The sequence below is a fragment of the Rhodoferax sp. XS2R6 genome (assembly GCF_056521365.1).
In genome coordinates, this window is record NZ_JBWMAY010000004.1 from 311,984 (window position 1) to 327,046 (window position 15,063).

Consider the following 15,063-nt stretch of genomic DNA (forward strand, 5'->3'; position numbering starts at 1 on the left):
GACCAAAGAGTTGGCCAGTTTTCTGGCGCGTGCCGAACTGTTCATGGCCCGGGTGGAAGCCTCCTTGCCGCATGGCGTGGAGCAACCGGACTGGAACGCGTCCATCGCCTTCCGCTATCGCCGTCGCCGTTCCGGCCAGGGTGTGATCACACCGGTGCAACATGTGGGTGCGATGTCTCTGGACGATCTGAAAGAGATCGACGACCAGAAAGAAAAGATCCAGCGCAACACCGCCCAGTTTGTGCGCGGCGCCACAGCCAACAACGTGTTGCTGACCGGTGCACGCGGCACGGGCAAGTCCTCCCTGATCCGTGCCTGCCTGCACACCTATGCGGCGCAAGGGTTGCGGCTTATCGAGGTCGACAAGGCGGACCTGGTGGACCTGACCGACATCGTGGATCTGGTGGCCCAGCGGCCCGAGAAGTTCATTGTGTTTTGCGACGACCTGAGCTTTGACGAAGGCGAAGCAGGCTACAAGGCTTTGAAGTCGGTGCTCGATGGCTCGGTGGCAGCGGCCACGCCCAATGTGCTGATCTACGCGACGAGCAACCGCCGCCACCTGCTGCCGGAGTACATGTCCGAGAACCTGACTTACAAACACACCGAGGACGGTGAAGTGCACCCAGGTGAGGGCGTGGAAGAGAAGATTTCGCTGTCCGAGCGTTTTGGTCTGTGGGTGAGCTTTTACCCGTTCAACCAGGACGAATACCTCGCCATCGTGGCCCAGTGGCTCAGCGCCCTGGGCATTGCACCCGAGCGCATTGCGGCTGCCCGGGCAGAGGCACTGCTGTGGGCGCTGGAGCGTGGATCGCGCAGCGGGCGTGTGGCCTACCAGTTTGCCAAAGACTTTGCGGGGCGTGACCCGGTATGAGCAAGCCTCTGGTAGCCGACCCTGGCGTGCTACGCGATGGTGGCTCGGACCGCAAAGCCGTCGAGGTGGCTGTGGGTGTTTTAGTGCGTGGTGATGGGGCTTTTCTGCTGACATCGCGGCCCGAGGGCAAAGCGTACGCGGGCTACTGGGAGTTTCCCGGCGGCAAGCTGGAAGCCGGCGAGACGGTCGAACAGGCCCTGCGGCGTGAGCTGCACGAGGAGATTGGCATCACTATTGGAGCTGCAACGCCCTGGAAGGTGGAGTTGGTCGACTACCCCCATGCCTTGGTGCGCTTGCACTTCTGTAAGGTGTTTGACTGGTCGGGTGAGCTGCAAATGCGCGAGGCGCAAAGCTGTTCTTGGGAGCAGCTTCCGGTGCAGGTTCAGCCCGTATTGCCGGGCACCGTGCCCGTGCTGGACTGGTTTGCCGCAGAGCGAGCACACTTGGGTGCTACACATTTGGTAGCTGCTAGCGCAGGCTCCTAGCGGGCTAGAGGCCTATTTGGCTTAAATTTCACTGCAGTTTGGCGTCGCCAAATACCTGGTCGTCAGGGGGCGCTTCGGTCGGAACGCGAAACGATTCGCTGGCCCATGCACCCAAATCCAGATTCTTGCAACGCTCGCCGCAAAATGGCCGGTAGGCATTGCTGGGCGCGTACACGCTGTCTCCTCCGCATTGCGGGCAGACGACGATCTTCTGGAAAGTAGGCTCAGCCATGGTCAATCAGTTCCCCGCTTAGGAGCACAGGGTCAGCTCAAAAGCCCGGTCTTCGCCGCTGGCGTGCAGGCGGTCATCGTCGGCGTGGCGCATCAGGCGGATAGACACCATCAGGCGGTTGCCGCTAATCTCGGGGATCACTTCCTGTGCTGGGTCCAGGGACAGGCGCAGCAGTTGGAAGGTTCTGCCTTGGGGCAGGTTTTGTTGGAATTGCCCGCCCACGGCGACAACTTTTTGCGGCGCACCCGAGTCGCGCAGCATCTTGAGCAGCAGGTGGATGGACTCAGCCAAGGGGGCGAGGGTGGAGGCCCAGCGTTGCAGGTCTTGCTGGCGGGCCTCTACGCTGCGGTGCTGCCAGGCGTAGTAGGCCGGTAGGTCAAATTCACAAGTGCCACCGGGAATACCGACCCGGCTGCGGATGCTCATGAGCCAGTCGTTTTCGGTCAGTGCCTGGCCGGCCTTTCCGGTCAGGCCATTCAGAGATGTGAAGCAGTGGTCCAACTGGGCAATCACCTTGTCTAACACGGCTTCGGCAATGGCCGGGTTGCCGCGGTAGCCGTTGAGGATTTGTTTTTGTTTGTCCAAGTCCTTGAGGACGTCCGATTTCAGGTCAGCGCGGGCCCCGACGTCCATCACCTCAAAAATGGTGGCCAACGCGAAGTGGTGGTCCAGAGGCTCCGAACGCGACATCAATTCTGCGAGGCGCAGAAACAGATGTTCGAGCCGCAAGTAGGTGCGAATGCGTTCGTTAAAGGGGTATTCGTAGAGGATCACGCTGTATTTTCCGGTCGCCGAATCATAGCCCGAACTGCTTCGCAATTTGCTGCACTTGCAGGGCCAGTTCATCCAGACTTATCCCGTCGTTGAATAGCACCACATCGGCGGCGCGCAGTCGCTGTGCCCGGCTGGTTTGCGCTGCCATGATGTTTTCTACCTCGGCACGCGACAGGCCATTGCGCTGCATCACTCGCTGGATTTGTGTGTCCGTCGTGCAGTCCACCACCATCACTTGCTGCAAGTTGCGCCGCCAATGGGCTGACTCTACCAACAGAGGAATATCGAACACGATATGTGTCGCCCCGTTGGCAGTGGCCTGCTGGGCTGCTTGCGCAATGGCGGCGCCCACCAAAGGGTGCACGATGGCCTCCAGTCGCGCACGCGCAGTGGCATCGGTGAAGGCCAGCTGGCGCATTTTTTCCCGGTCGAGTGCGCCTTCTGCGCTTAGCAGCGCAGGCCCAAACACCTCGCGTATTTTGGGGATGGCAGCGCCGCCTGGGGCGGTGGTCGCACGGGCCAAAACGTCGGCGTCAATCAAGCGGGCGCCCAACCTCACCCATTGGGATGCCACGGTGCTTTTTCCACTGCCGATGCCACCCGTCAGACCCAAACGCAAGGCAGCGGCCATGGACTTAGATACCGACCAGTTGGCGCAGCGTGTGATGGCCCAAAAGCATGGCCGCAAAACCTGCGCCTGCCAGAAAGGGGCCAAACGGCACGTAACCGCCTTCGCGCAGACCGCTGGTGAACTTCATGGCAATGCCCACCACCGCACCAATCACAGATGCAATCAGGATGATGGGAATCAACAGGGGCCAGCCAAACCAGGCCCCCAGCGCGGCAAACAGTTTGAAATCGCCATAACCCATGCCTTCTTTACCGGTGACCAACTTGAACACCCAGTAAATGGACCAGAGCGACAGATAACCAGCGACGGCACCCCAAAAAGCCACCACCAACGGAACGGATGTCCACTGCATCGCCGCAGCCACCAGACCCAGCCACATCAACGGCAAAGTCATGTCGTCGGGCAACAAAGTGGTGTCCCAGTCGATCAGGGCCATACCTAGCAGCAAGGCCGAAAATGCGCACCAGACGAGCGCGGTGGCAGATACGCCCCATTGCCATGCACACCAAAAAAACAAGGCACCAGTTGCCAGTTCTACAACGGGGTAACGTAGGCTGATAGGGGCTTTACAGCCGGCGCATTTGCCGCCCAGTGCTGCGTAACTCACCACCGGTATATTTTCAAACCAGCGGATTTGGTGGCCGCAATGGGGGCAACGCGATCGCGGCACCATCAGGTTAAAGGGCTCGCTGGGAGCAGCCTCCTGGCCAGACAACTCGGCACATTCCGCCGCCCACTGCTGCTCCATCATCTTGGGCAAGCGGTGCACCACCACATTCAAAAAGCTGCCGATCAACAGACCCAGCACACCGATCAGGCTGACGTCCAGCCATTGCATACCCGTCAGCATCAAACCACTTGTCCCAGCTTGAAGATGGGCAGGTACATGGACACCACAATGCCTCCGATGATGGTACCCAGCACCACGATGATGATGGGCTCCATTAGGCTGGAAATGCCGGCCACCATGTCGTCCACCTCGGCTTCAAAGAAGTCGGCCGCTTTGCCCAGCATGTGGTCAATCGAGCCGGATTCTTCACCAATGGCACACATCTGCAGCACCATGCTGGGAAACAGATTGACATTGGTCATGGCGGCTGTCAGCGCGGTGCCTGTGGAGACTTCTTGCTGAATTTTTTGGGTTGCCAGTTGGTACACGATGTTGCCAGAAGCGCCTCCTACGGAGTCCAACGCTTCCACCAATGGCACGCCGGCCGCAAACATGGTGGAGAGTGTGCGGGTCCAGCGGGCCACACAACTCTTCTCCACCATCACACCGAAGATCGGCAGCTTGAGCATGACGCGGTCCATAAAGGCCTGCACCTTTTCATTGCGCCTCCAAGCCTGCATGAAGAAATACAAACCACCGCCGATACCGCCAAAAATCAGCCACCAGTAGTCAATAAAAATTTCGCTCAAGGCGATCACCATTAATGTAGGAGCTGGCAACTCGCCACCAAAGGAGGAAAACACCTGTTTGAATGATGGAATCACAAAAATCATGATTACCGACACCACCACAAAAGCCGTCACCAACACGGCAATGGGGTACATCAGCGCGGCCTTGATTTTGGACTTGATAGCTTCGGTCTTTTCCATATAGACCGCCAGTCGGTCCAGCAGCTGGTCCAGAATACCGGCCGATTCACCGGCTTCCACCAGGTTGCAATACAGGTTGTCAAAGTACAGCGGGTATTTACGGAATGCGGTGCTCAGCGAGGTGCCGGTCTCCACATCCTGGCGGATGTCGTTGAGCAGCTTGGTCACGCTGGGGTTGGGGTTGCCGCGGCCCACAATGTCAAAGGCCTGCAACAGTGGCACACCGGCTTTCATCATGGTGGCCAGCTGGCGGGTAAAGATCGCCATGTCTTTGGGCTTGATACTCTTGCCCGAGCGCATGCGGCGCTTTTTGATCTTGGTGGGTGTGACCCCTTGGCGGCGCAGAGAAGACTTGACCTGGTTTTCGCCCACAGCGCGAATTTCACCCCGCACCTGTTTGCCGTTGCGGTCCTTGCCTTCCCATTCGAATACTGCGTCTTTGTTTGCAGACTTTGCTGTTGCCATAGGGTTCCCTGGATTGCCTTTTATTCGTTGGTGACGGCCAGCACTTCTTCCAACGAAGTCAGCCCGAGTTTCACTTTGTGCAGACCAGCCTTGCGCAAAGAACGCACACCTTCGGCCTCGGATTGCGCTGCAATATCCATCGCACTGCCATCACGCAGGATGATGCGCTGAATTTCATCGCTGATGGGCATCACTTGGTAAATACCAACACGCCCTTTGTAACCGTTGTTACACATCGAACATCCAACTGCACGGTATGGCTTCCAGCTGCCATCCAACTCTGCCTCTTTGAAGCCCGCATCGAGTAGCGCGGCCTTCGGCACTTCGGTCGGCTGCTTACAGTTCAGGCACAGTCGGCGTGCCAGGCGCTGCGCCGTGATCAGGATCACACTGGAGGCAATATTGAATGGCTGAATGCCCATATTGCGCATACGCGTCAATGTGGTCGGTGCATCGTTCGTGTGCAGGGTAGACAGCACCAAGTGGCCGGTCTGCGCTGCCTTGATAGAGATATCCGCAGTCTCCAGATCGCGAATTTCGCCGACCATGATGATGTCTGGATCCTGGCGCAGAAAGGACTTCAGTGCGGCCGCAAAGGTCAGCCCCGCCTTTTCATTCACATTCACCTGGTTTACACCCGGCAAGTTGATTTCAGAGGGGTCTTCTGCCGTGGCGATGTTCACCCCGGGTTGGTTCAGCATGTTCAGACAGGTGTATAGCGACACGGTCTTACCAGAGCCCGTGGGGCCCGTCACCAGAATCATGCCGTAGGGCCGACCAATCGCCTTCAGCAGACGCTCTTTCTCTTCGATTTCGTAACCCAGGGCGTCAATGCCCAGTTTGGCGCTGCTCGGGTCCAAAATCCGGATCACGATTTTTTCGCCAAACAGGGTGGGCAGGGTGCTCACGCGGAAGTCGATCACGCGGTCGGCGCCCACCTTGAGCTTCATCCGCCCATCCTGCGGCACCCGCTTCTCGGAAATATCCATGCGCGAGATCACCTTGATCCGCGAAGCCAGCTTGTCCTTGATGGCGATGGGCGGGCTGGCAATCTCACGCAACTCGCCGTCAATGCGAAAGCGCACGCGGTAGGTGTGCTCGTAAGGCTCAAAGTGCAAGTCAGACGCCCGCATGCTGAAGGCATCCATCAGCATTTTGTGCAAAAATCGCACTACGGGCGCGTCTTCTACCTCGGCAGTGGTTGCCGCGGTTTCGGTGGTAATTTCGGTGGCGCTCTCGTCAAACTCGAAGTCGCCACCAATGATGTCCTCCATCGCCTCGGTGGCGGTGGTCGTGTTGGCATCTACCAGCTTGGAGAGCTTGTCAAATTCGGCAATGACCCAGTCAAAGCCCATCTGTGTGGAGAACTTGATGCGCTCGGCAGCTGCCTGGTCCGACGGATCGGCCGTGGCAATGATCAGGCGGTTGCCCCGTTTGCTGAGCACCAGCACGCGGAAATCAGTACAAATCTTGGGGTCCAGCAGCCCCTTGGGCAGGCGCTGGGGGTCTACAGCGTCCAGGTCTACCAGGGGTGCTGCAAAGGCGGCCGACAGGGTGTGCGCCAGGTCGGCCGAGGACACCGCACCCGAACCCACCAGTTCCGCCATGAAGCTGGTTTTGCCACCCATGGCTTTGCGGTACAGGTCTTCCGCGGCCTTTTGCGGCAGCTTGCCAGCCGCCACCAGGGCACGTCCAATACCAGGCAGGGCCACCGTGGTGGTGTCGCGGTTAACAGAGTCAGCTACAGCCATAGCCAACTAGGATATACGAAGCAAGGCGCATTGGTGCAGTTGCGGGGGGCTTGGAGCGCAAATTTCCCCCTTTGTGCGTCGCATATTCCCCACCCCGGCCCCCAGAGCGGGGCGAGGCCGTCTATGGCGGGCTCAGGCGTCCCCGAAGGCAATGCCTGCGGCATCCTTGGCCGACAGCTGGGGGGGCACACCCATGGCGGGCCAATCAATGGCCAAAGTTGGGTCGTTCCAGGCAATGCAGCGCTCGTACGCCGGGGCATAGTAGTCGGTCGTTTTGTACAAAAACTCGGCGGACTCGGACAACACCACAAAACCATGCGCGAGCCCAGGCGGCACCCACAACTGACGTTTGTTGTCGCCCGACAGAATTTCTCCCACCCACTGGCCATAGGTGGGCGAGTCGCGGCGGATGTCCACCGCCACATCGAACACCTCGCCCGCCACCACACGCACCAGCTTGCCCTGGGCTTGCTGGGTTTGGTAATGCAGCCCGCGCAGAACGCCGCGGGCCGATTTGGAGTGGTTGTCCTGCACAAAAGGCAGGGTCACGCCCGTGGCTTCGCGGAATGCGCGTTCGTTAAAACTCTCAAAGAAAAAACCGCGTTCGTCCCCAAACACCTTGGGTTCGATCAGCAGCACGTCGGCAATGGCGGTGGGTGTGGCTTTCATCAGTACACCTTGTCCTTGAGCAGGCGCAGCAGGTACTGCCCGTAGCCCGATTTGGCCAGCGGCTGCGCCAGTTTTTGCAACTGGGCATCGTCAATCCAGCCACTGCGCCACGCAATTTCTTCCGGGGCCGCCACCTTCAGGCCTTGGCGGTTTTCGATGGTGTAAATGAACTGGCTTGCCTCCAGCATGGACTCGTGGGTGCCGGTGTCCAGCCAGGCATAGCCGCGGCCCATGGTTTGCACGTCCAACTGGCCGCGCTCCAGGTACAGGCGGTTCAGGTCGGTGATCTCCAGCTCGCCGCGGGCCGATGGTTTGACCTGTTTGGCCAACTCCACCACCTGGTCGTCGTAAAAATACAGGCCGGTGACGGCATAACGCGACTTGGGTGCTTTGGGTTTCTCTTCCAGGCTGATGGCCCGGCCCTCGGCGTTGAACTCCACCACACCGTAGCGCTCGGGGTCATTCACGGCGTAGGCAAATACCGTGGCGCCGGTGGTTTGTTGGGTGGCGCTTTCCAGCAGGCCCGCAAAGTCGTGGCCGTAAAAAATGTTGTCACCCAGCACCAGTGCGCTGGGGGCACCGTCCAGGAACGACTCGCCAATCAAAAACGCCTGGGCCAAGCCATCGGGGGAGGGCTGCACGGCGTATTCGATGTGGATGCCCCACTGCGCGCCATCGCCCAGCAGCTGCTCAAAGCGTGGTGTGTCCTGCGGGGTGCTGATCACCAGCACCTCCTTGATACCCGCCAGCAGCAGCACGCTGAGCGGGTAGTAAATCATGGGCTTGTCGTAGATGGGCAGCAGCTGTTTGCTCACTGCCTGGGTGGCGGGGTAGAGCCGGGTGCCGGAGCCGCCCGCCAGGATGATGCCCTTGCGCTGCTTGGCGCCTGTGGTCTTGGTCATGGTTATTTCCCTGATATTTCGGTCAGCATGCGGGCCACGCCCACTTGCCAGTGCGGCAGCGTCAGGCCAAAGGAGGCTTGCAGCTTGCCTGTGTCCAGCCGCGAATTGAGCGGGCGCTTGGCCGGGGTGGGGTAGCTACTAGTGGCTGTCGGGGCCACTTTGTCTGCCGTGGCCTTGAGCGGCATGCCCAGTGCTGCAGCGTGTTCCAGCACAAACTGGGCGTAGCCATGCCAGGTGGTCTCCCCACTGGCAATGCAGTGGTACAGCCCGGCCAGCTCTGGTTGGTTTTGCAGCTGACGCAGCGCGTGGGCGGTTACGTCGGCCAGCAGCTCGGCCGACGTGGGCGCGCCGAACTGGTCGTTGATCACCGTCAGCGCCTCACGCTCGCCTGCCAAGCGCAGCATGGTTTTGGCAAAGTTACCGCCGCGTGCGGCATACACCCAGCTGGTCCGCAAAATCAGGTGCTTTGGGGTGCTGGCCACTGCCTGCTCGCCTTCCAGCTTTGTCTGGCCATACACGCTCAAGGGGCCGGTGGCATCGGTCTCTTTCCAGGGCGCGGTGCCGCTGCCGTCAAACACGTAGTCGGTGCTGTAGTGCACCAGCCATGCTCCTATTTTGGTAGCTGCTTGCGCAAGCGTGGCGGGGGCTAGGGCATTAATTGTTCGTGAAATCTCGGGTTCGCTTTCGGCCTTGTCCACCGCCGTGTGGGCGGCCGCGTTCACGATCACATCGGGCCGCACCTGCAACACGCTGCGCTCCAGCCCCGCCAGATCGGTGAAGTCACCACATAGGCCGCCCGGGTTGTGTGTGGCATCAAAGTCCAGCGCCACCACCTCGCCCAGCACACTCAGCGCGCGCTGCAGCTCCCAGCCCACCTGGCCACCGCGGCCCAACAGCAGGATCTTCATGCCGCAGCCTTGGCGGCGTTGCCGTACTGCTGTGTCACCCAGTCGCGGTAGCCACCGCTCAGCACATTCCCCACCCATTCCGGGTTGTCCAGGTACCACTGCACCGTTTTGCGGATGCCAGTCTCAAAAGTCTCGGCCGGTTTCCAGCCCAGCTGCTGCTCGATCTTGCGCGCGTCGATCGCGTAGCGGCGGTCGTGGCCTGGGCGGTCGGTCACGTAGGTGATTTGTTCCTGGTAGGGCTTGCCGTCCGCACGCGGCTTCAGCTCGTCCAGCAGCGCGCACACCGTGTGCACGATGTCCAGGTTCGGCTTTTCGTTCCAACCGCCCACGTTGTAGGTCTCGCCCACCGTGCCGGCTTCCAGCACCCGACGGATGGCGCTGCAGTGGTCCTTCACATACAGCCAGTCGCGCACCTGCTGGCCGTCGCCATACACCGGCAGGGGTTTGCCCGCTTGCGCGTTAACGATCATCAGTGGAATCAACTTCTCGGGGAAGTGGAAGGGACCATAGTTGTTGCTGCAGTTGGTGGTCAGCACCGGCAGGCCGTAGGTGTGGTGATAGGCGCGCACCAGGTGGTCGCTGGCGGCCTTGCTGGCGCTGTAGGGGCTGTTGGGCTCGTACTTGTTGGTCTCAGAAAAGGCCGGGTCTGTTTTGGCCAGGGAGCCATATACCTCGTCGGTCGATACATGTAAAAACCGAAATGACGCCTTGGCATCCCCCTGCAGGCCACCAAAGTAAGCCCGCACGCACTCCAGCAGGTGGAAGGTGCCCACGATATTGGTCTGGATAAAGTCTTCTGGCCCGTGGATGGAGCGGTCTACATGGCTCTCGGCGGCAAAATTGAGGATGGCGCGGGGCTGGTGCTCTGCCAGCAGGCGGTTGACCAGCGCTGCGTCGCCAAAGTCGCCCTGCACAAACACGTGGCGCGCATCACCGTTCAGGCTGGCCAGGTTCTCCAGATTGCCTGCGTAGGTCAGCTTGTCGAGGTTGACCACGGTCTCGTTCGACTGGGCCAGCCAGTCCAGGACGAAGTTGCTGCCAATAAAGCCGGCACCGCCGGTTACCAAAATAGTCATTGTGAAGGTCCCTGAAGCGCAAAAGCGCTGCTGATTATCGCCCTCTAAAGTGACCGTTTTGAGGGGGCCGCCACGCGCTAGTCCAATCAGACTACCGAGGCGTAACAGCAAGTTTGGTGCCCAGCGGCGCAGCCTAGTCTTGTTGGGCTATTTGCGTTCCGACCGTAAGCCCCTATCATCGGCCGTAACAAATTGTTACGCTCCTCATGCTTTTGCCCCCTCCGCACCTTGTCGGCTCCCGCCGTGCCCACGTTCAGCGCGGCTTCACCCTCATCGAGCTGGTCATGGTGATTGTGATTTTGGGCGTGTTGTCGGCTGTGGCTATTCCCAAGTTTGTCGATTTGCGGTCAGACGCCCAGTTGGCCGCCACCCAAGCAATGGCTGGCGCCATTTCTTCGGCCTCTGCCATTAACGTGGCGGCCCGCAAGGTGGATGCAAGCAAGGGAGTGCCCATTGGTGACTGCGTTGACGGTGGCAGCCTGCTGCAGGGGGGCTTGCCAACTAACTATTCCATTGGTGGCGGTTTGCCTCTGACCATACCCGCCGGAAGCACGGTTAATTGCACCCTGAATGGCCCCAACGGAACCGCTGCCAATGTGGCGCTAACTGGAATTTAAAGAAAGAGTCAGGAAAAGTCATGTCACTTCAGCACAAACTCCAGCGCAGCCTGTTGGCTACTGCGGCGGCCTTTGCCTGCATGGCCGCCCAAGCGCAGAGCGTCACCATGACCTTTGACGACATTGCTGGCCTGAATGGCACGGCATCGGCCTACGGCGTGCAGTTTCAGCACTCCAGCAATACCCATTTTCTACTGAACGGCGCCACATACATCCCCGGCTACACCGCCGGAAAGGCCCTGGGGTACTACGCGCTTTCCGCATTTACCGAAACCATTTCGCTGGCACCCGGAGCCCCGAGCACCTTCGCCCTGCACAGCCTTGACCTTGGCGGCTTTTACAACTTTTTGCCAGGCGAGACCTTGTCCATCCAAATCACGGGCCAGCGTGCTAACGGCAGCGTGGTCATGGCCAACCAGTCGTTCAGCGTGACACAAGGCCAGATGAGCAGCTACGGCCCTGCTGTGTTCAGCGGGTTTACGGGCCTGCAATCGCTCACGTTCAGCGGCGTTGGTGGCAACAACGCTCGCTACGTGGGGGTGGACAACGTTGCCATCACCATCACTCCGGTACCCGAGCCCACCACGCTGGCCATGCTCTTGGCTGGTTTGGGCTTGGTAGGTGCTACTGTGCGGCGGCGCCACCAAGCCTGAGGTTTGGCCGCCTGTTTGGCGTAGCCCAAGCCACAAAGCAAAAGGGACTGCAATGCAGTCCCTTTTTTATTGCCAGCGCGGTGGTTTACACAGCGGCGGCTGCAGCCTTGCGGCGGCGGGCAATGGCGCCCATGACACCCAAGCCCGCCAGCAGCATGGCAAAGGTTTCGGGTTCAGGCACGGGGGTGATTTCCAACTGGGCAGTGGCGTAGCCGATATTGCCTGTGCCCACACCCGGAAACACGGTGCCAGACGCGTACAGGCTGTAAGAACCTGCGCCCAGATTGGCAAAGTTGAATGTGCTGCCGAGCTGCGTGCTGCTTAGCACGTTGCCCACATACAGGGACACCGAGCTGAAGGTGATCTTGGGCAGCGGGTAGGCGGAGCCCAGCACGTTGTAGCTATCCACATGGGTAGCAAAACCTGTCAGGTTGTAAGCGCCACCCAGCGTAATGTCGGCCAACAGCACATCGGCAAACGAGCCCTGCACCGCAACGGGGAAGGTAATAGCAGCGTTTGCTGCCACGGAGCCCAGTGCCAACACGGCGGCGGCGATTGCAGTTTTGTAGTTCATATAGTGGTCCCTTGGAAATTTGGGGCTGCTTATACAGCCGGTGCCATACTAGGGTTAGCCCTTGCCGCCGTAAATAGTCCGTTCGGCCTTGTTGCTGCCTTAGCCCGCCACCTGCAGCACCCGCAGCAGGCAGGCATCGCACAGCTTGCGGGCGTTTGCGGCCGTGCTCGATTCGGCGTAGCAGCGCAGCTCGGGCGCGTTGCCCGATGGGCGCAGGTGCACGATGTCGCCCGACGCAAAAAACGCGCGCAAGCCATCGGTCTCGTCCAGCGCCTCCAGCGGGCCCGAGTGGGGCGCCAGCAGCTGGCCCAGCAGTGCGGTGTCGTGCTTCAGCCGGGCAATCAGCGCCTGGCTGGCCTGCGTGGCCACGTTTTGCAGCCGGTCGCTCGCGGTAAAACGCTTGGGCAGTTTGTAGCCCAGCTCCGACATCTTGAGCCCCCGCTCTTTGGCCGCGCACAACAGCGCCACAATGGGCAGCACCGCGTCCCGCGTGGGCAGTGGCCCCAGGCGCTGGCCGTTGCGCAGCACCTGGCTGCCCAGCAAAAAGCCGCCATTGGCCTCGTACCCCACCACCAGCCCGGCGCCTTGGGCCAGCGCGTCTTCCATGCCGGCAATCACGTATGGCGAGCCAATGCGCGTGCGCAGCACCTGGCCAAACGCCTGGCTGCGCTCCAGCGCCGTGTTGCTGCTTACCGGCGTTACCACCGCCTGCGCCTGCAGGTACTGGGCGCACAAAATGCCCACCACATCCCCGCGCAGCCATTCGCCGGTTTCGTCGCCAATCAGCGGGCGGTCGGCATCGCCGTCGGTGGACACCACAGCGTCAAAGTCGTGCACCGCAGCCCACTCCAGCGCCCGCTCCACGTCCTCGTGGCGCACGGCTTCGGTATCTATGGGCACAAACTCGTCCGACCGGTCCAGCGGCAGCACCTCGGCCCCCAGCCCTTCCAAAATTTCGCGCAACACATCGCGCCCCACGCTGGAGTGCTCGTACACCGCCACCGTCATGCCCTCTAGCGCCTGCGCGCCAAAGAAATTCACGTAGCGGTCCACATACGCTTGGTGCACCGCAGCCAAGGGCGCGGGCAGCGGGGCGGGCTGCAGGTTTTTGGGCAGGCCCACCAGGTAGCTGAGCATGGCCAGCTCGTCCGCCTTGCTGATCTCACCGTCTTCGCGATAAAACTTGATGCCATTGCGGTCAAACGGAATATGGCTGCCGGTGACCACAATGGTGGGCGCACCGGTTTGCGCGCCATACAGCGCCAGCGCCGGGGTGGGCAGGGCGCCGGCGTACACCACCGTCAGCCCCTGGTCGCGCACCGCGGCGGCGCAGGCTGCGGCAATGGCCGGGCTGCTGGGCCGCAGGTCGTGGCCCAGCACCACATGGGTGGCTTTGGGGGCTACGGCCAGCAAAAAGGCGGTGGTGTAGGCATGGCACAGCGCGGGCGTCATGTCGGCCACCAGGCCGCGCGCACCGCTGGTGCCAAACGCCACGCCCGACTGGGTGGCTATCTCTTGCAGGGTCATTACATTCATGGGGTACCGATCCTAAAAGCGCCCGCGGCCGCAGTCTATAGTTCCTTTGGTTTTAGTGCCAAATTGGCCTCTGGCACCCGTGGATACTGCGCAAGAAGCTCCTATATTGATAGCAAATTAACGTGGCAAATACTGCATTAGCAAGTCTTCATACTGCTTGAGCACATGGGGCCAGGTGAATTCTTGCTGGTAGCGCAGCTGGCCTTGTTGCTGCAGCTGCTGCAGCATGCCGGGCTGGGCCAGCACCTGGTCCATACACGCAGCAAAACCATCCGCACCGTTAAAGTACACCGCGCCTTCGCCCACCACCCAGCGGTTAAAGCGGTTATCGTGCGCAATGACGGCATTGCCCGCGCCCAGCGCCTCCACCAGCGACGGGTTGGTGCCACCCACCTGGTGGCCGTGCACATAGGCCGCGCTGTGAAAGCGCAGCGCCTGCACCACCGTTTTGTCGTAGATGGCGCCCACAAACTTCACCTCGTCACTGGCGGCATCTTTCACCGCGCGGTGGTAGGCATTGGCATCGGAGTAGTTGCCTAGCACCACCAGTTGCATGCCCCGTGGTTTGGCCGAGAAGCCTTTCACAATTTCCAGCAGCGAGTTTTCTGGCTCGGGCCGCGCAATCACACTCATGTATTGCCCGGGCTGCAGGCCTAGCGCCTCCACTGGCGCAGTGGGCGCGTTGGTCACGGCATCGGCACCATAAGGAATAGTGGTGATCTTGTTGGCCCGCACCCGGCTGGTCAGGTGCACCTTGATCTGCGGGTGGTCTGCCACCAGGTGGTTGCCCAGCCAGCAGCCTGCCCAGTCGTTCAACCAAAACCAGGTCTTGGCCAAAGGGCCCCACTTCATGCGCGACCACTCAATGCCATCCATATTGATGACGTTGGGAATGCCCTTGATGCGCAACAGCGCACAAAACACCGCCGTGTTGTAGCCCAGCGTGAGGCACAAGTCTTGGTGGCGTGCGGCGTGGGCCGTGGCTTGCCAGTCAAACACAATGGTGCCTTTGGGCCCCTCTTGGGCCACGGGTATGCGCACCCGCTCCACGCCTTGCCAAGTGTCTTCAAACACGGGGCCCACACCGTCCTCTTGGCAATACACCACCACGCGCCAGCCTTGGGCCACCAGGTAGAGCGACAAGTATTCGGCAAATGTTTCAAAGCCACCGTGGGCAGCAGGCACGCCGCGGGTGCCGAGGATACGCAGGGTTTTTGTCTTCATGTTGATGACTTTCTATTCGCTTATTTGTGAAGGTCTAAACAACCCAAGCTTTCGCAAGGACTAAGAGCCAAAACTTCACTGGATGCAACACTAATT

General features: G+C 60.5%; 17 protein-coding genes. 4 read left to right on the plus strand and 13 right to left on the minus strand.

What is annotated here, in order from left to right; all coding sequences use genetic code 11:
- The first annotated feature begins 43 nt into the window (after positions 1–43).
- Together AC097A_RS15265 and AC097A_RS15270 are read left to right on the plus strand one after the other, a co-directional pair.
- Positions 44–871, plus strand: coding sequence for an ATP-binding protein (locus AC097A_RS15265; protein ID WP_479621605.1), 828 nt, complete (start codon positions 44–46; stop codon positions 869–871).
- Complete coding sequence (locus AC097A_RS15270; RefSeq protein ID WP_479621494.1) at positions 868–1,356, plus strand: NUDIX domain-containing protein; 489 nt, start codon at positions 868–870, stop codon at positions 1,354–1,356. The genes AC097A_RS15265 and AC097A_RS15270 overlap by 4 nt, the downstream gene beginning before the upstream one ends.
- Before the next feature lie 28 nt (positions 1,357–1,384).
- Here AC097A_RS15270 and AC097A_RS15275 read toward each other — a convergent pair whose 3' ends face one another.
- From AC097A_RS15275 to rfbB, 10 genes are all read right to left on the minus strand, one after another.
- On the minus strand, positions 1,385–1,588 hold the full coding sequence (locus AC097A_RS15275; RefSeq protein ID WP_315473700.1) for a DNA gyrase inhibitor YacG: 204 nt from the start codon (positions 1,586–1,588) through the stop codon (positions 1,385–1,387).
- Positions 1,589–1,606: 18 nt separating this feature from the next.
- Complete coding sequence (zapD, locus tag AC097A_RS15280) at positions 1,607–2,362, minus strand: cell division protein ZapD (RefSeq protein WP_479621495.1); 756 nt, start codon at positions 2,360–2,362, stop codon at positions 1,607–1,609.
- A gap of 22 nt (positions 2,363–2,384) precedes the next feature.
- A complete protein-coding gene (gene coaE, locus AC097A_RS15285; RefSeq protein WP_479621496.1) occupies positions 2,385–2,993 on the minus strand; it encodes a dephospho-CoA kinase in 609 nt (202 codons plus the stop codon).
- Between the two features lie 4 nt (positions 2,994–2,997).
- Complete coding sequence (locus AC097A_RS15290) at positions 2,998–3,843, minus strand: prepilin peptidase (protein ID WP_479621497.1); 846 nt, start codon at positions 3,841–3,843, stop codon at positions 2,998–3,000.
- Positions 3,843–5,057, minus strand: a complete 1,215-nt coding sequence (locus AC097A_RS15295; protein ID WP_479621498.1) for a type II secretion system F family protein — start codon at positions 5,055–5,057, stop codon at positions 3,843–3,845. Before AC097A_RS15295 ends, AC097A_RS15290 begins: the two co-directional genes overlap by 1 nt.
- A gap of 20 nt (positions 5,058–5,077) precedes the next feature.
- Positions 5,078–6,808: a type IV-A pilus assembly ATPase PilB gene (pilB, locus tag AC097A_RS15300; protein ID WP_479621499.1), complete on the minus strand. Its 1,731-nt coding sequence runs from the start codon at positions 6,806–6,808 to the stop codon at positions 5,078–5,080.
- A gap of 132 nt (positions 6,809–6,940) precedes the next feature.
- Entirely contained in the window at positions 6,941–7,477 is a 537-nt protein-coding gene (gene rfbC / locus AC097A_RS15305) for a dTDP-4-dehydrorhamnose 3,5-epimerase (RefSeq protein WP_315473694.1), read from the minus strand.
- Positions 7,477–8,379 carry a glucose-1-phosphate thymidylyltransferase RfbA gene (rfbA, locus tag AC097A_RS15310; protein ID WP_315495364.1) on the minus strand — a complete coding sequence of 301 codons (903 nt, stop codon included), beginning with the start codon at positions 8,377–8,379 and terminating at the stop codon, positions 7,477–7,479. Before rfbA ends, rfbC begins: the two co-directional genes overlap by 1 nt.
- A 2-nt stretch (positions 8,380–8,381) precedes the next feature.
- Positions 8,382–9,287 carry a dTDP-4-dehydrorhamnose reductase gene (gene rfbD, locus AC097A_RS15315; RefSeq protein ID WP_479621500.1) on the minus strand — a complete coding sequence of 302 codons (906 nt, stop codon included), beginning with the start codon at positions 9,285–9,287 and terminating at the stop codon, positions 8,382–8,384.
- Positions 9,284–10,363: a dTDP-glucose 4,6-dehydratase gene (gene rfbB / locus AC097A_RS15320; protein ID WP_479621501.1), complete on the minus strand. Its 1,080-nt coding sequence runs from the start codon at positions 10,361–10,363 to the stop codon at positions 9,284–9,286. The genes rfbD and rfbB overlap by 4 nt, the downstream gene beginning before the upstream one ends.
- A 206-nt stretch (positions 10,364–10,569) precedes the next feature.
- On the opposite strand from rfbB, the gene AC097A_RS15325 reads away from it, so the two are divergent.
- Both AC097A_RS15325 and AC097A_RS15330 read left to right on the plus strand, forming a co-directional pair.
- The gene (locus AC097A_RS15325) at positions 10,570–10,980 is read left to right on the plus strand and encodes a type II secretion system protein (RefSeq protein WP_479621502.1); all 411 of its coding nucleotides are present in this window, start codon (positions 10,570–10,572) and stop codon (positions 10,978–10,980) included.
- 20 nt (positions 10,981–11,000) lie between these two features.
- Positions 11,001–11,633: a PEPxxWA-CTERM sorting domain-containing protein gene (locus AC097A_RS15330; protein ID WP_479621503.1), complete on the plus strand. Its 633-nt coding sequence runs from the start codon at positions 11,001–11,003 to the stop codon at positions 11,631–11,633.
- 85 nt (positions 11,634–11,718) lie between these two features.
- On the opposite strand, the gene AC097A_RS15335 is transcribed toward AC097A_RS15330, so the two are convergent.
- From AC097A_RS15335 to AC097A_RS15345, 3 genes are all read right to left on the minus strand, one after another.
- Positions 11,719–12,207 carry an FxDxF family PEP-CTERM protein gene (locus AC097A_RS15335; protein WP_315493631.1) on the minus strand — a complete coding sequence of 163 codons (489 nt, stop codon included), beginning with the start codon at positions 12,205–12,207 and terminating at the stop codon, positions 11,719–11,721.
- A gap of 99 nt (positions 12,208–12,306) precedes the next feature.
- On the minus strand, positions 12,307–13,743 hold the full coding sequence (locus AC097A_RS15340) for a phosphomannomutase (protein ID WP_236635322.1): 1,437 nt from the start codon (positions 13,741–13,743) through the stop codon (positions 12,307–12,309).
- Between the two features lie 117 nt (positions 13,744–13,860).
- The gene (locus AC097A_RS15345; RefSeq protein ID WP_479621504.1) at positions 13,861–14,967 is read right to left on the minus strand and encodes a DUF1972 domain-containing protein; all 1,107 of its coding nucleotides are present in this window, start codon (positions 14,965–14,967) and stop codon (positions 13,861–13,863) included.
- Between the last annotated feature and the right edge of the window lie 96 nt (positions 14,968–15,063).

Coding starts and splice junctions, on each gene's coding strand:
- AC097A_RS15265 (WP_479621605.1), top strand. CDS start 44: ATGGCCCGGGTGGAAGCCTCCTTGCCGCATGGCGTGGAGCAACCGGAC.
- AC097A_RS15270 (WP_479621494.1), top strand. CDS start 868: ATGAGCAAGCCTCTGGTAGCCGACCCTGGCGTGCTACGCGATGGTGGC.
- AC097A_RS15275 (WP_315473700.1), bottom strand. CDS start 1,588: ATGGCTGAGCCTACTTTCCAGAAGATCGTCGTCTGCCCGCAATGCGGA.
- coaE (WP_479621496.1), bottom strand. CDS start 2,993: ATGGCCGCTGCCTTGCGTTTGGGTCTGACGGGTGGCATCGGCAGTGGA.
- AC097A_RS15290 (WP_479621497.1), bottom strand. CDS start 3,843: ATGCTGACGGGTATGCAATGGCTGGACGTCAGCCTGATCGGTGTGCTG.
- AC097A_RS15295 (WP_479621498.1), bottom strand. CDS start 5,057: ATGGCAACAGCAAAGTCTGCAAACAAAGACGCAGTATTCGAATGGGAA.
- pilB (WP_479621499.1), bottom strand. CDS start 6,808: ATGGCTGTAGCTGACTCTGTTAACCGCGACACCACCACGGTGGCCCTG.
- rfbC (WP_315473694.1), bottom strand. CDS start 7,477: ATGAAAGCCACACCCACCGCCATTGCCGACGTGCTGCTGATCGAACCC.
- rfbA (WP_315495364.1), bottom strand. CDS start 8,379: ATGACCAAGACCACAGGCGCCAAGCAGCGCAAGGGCATCATCCTGGCG.
- rfbD (WP_479621500.1), bottom strand. CDS start 9,287: ATGAAGATCCTGCTGTTGGGCCGCGGTGGCCAGGTGGGCTGGGAGCTG.
- rfbB (WP_479621501.1), bottom strand. CDS start 10,363: ATGACTATTTTGGTAACCGGCGGTGCCGGCTTTATTGGCAGCAACTTC.
- AC097A_RS15325 (WP_479621502.1), top strand. CDS start 10,570: ATGCTTTTGCCCCCTCCGCACCTTGTCGGCTCCCGCCGTGCCCACGTT.
- AC097A_RS15330 (WP_479621503.1), top strand. CDS start 11,001: ATGTCACTTCAGCACAAACTCCAGCGCAGCCTGTTGGCTACTGCGGCG.
- AC097A_RS15335 (WP_315493631.1), bottom strand. CDS start 12,207: ATGAACTACAAAACTGCAATCGCCGCCGCCGTGTTGGCACTGGGCTCC.
- AC097A_RS15340 (WP_236635322.1), bottom strand. CDS start 13,743: ATGAATGTAATGACCCTGCAAGAGATAGCCACCCAGTCGGGCGTGGCG.
- AC097A_RS15345 (WP_479621504.1), bottom strand. CDS start 14,967: ATGAAGACAAAAACCCTGCGTATCCTCGGCACCCGCGGCGTGCCTGCT.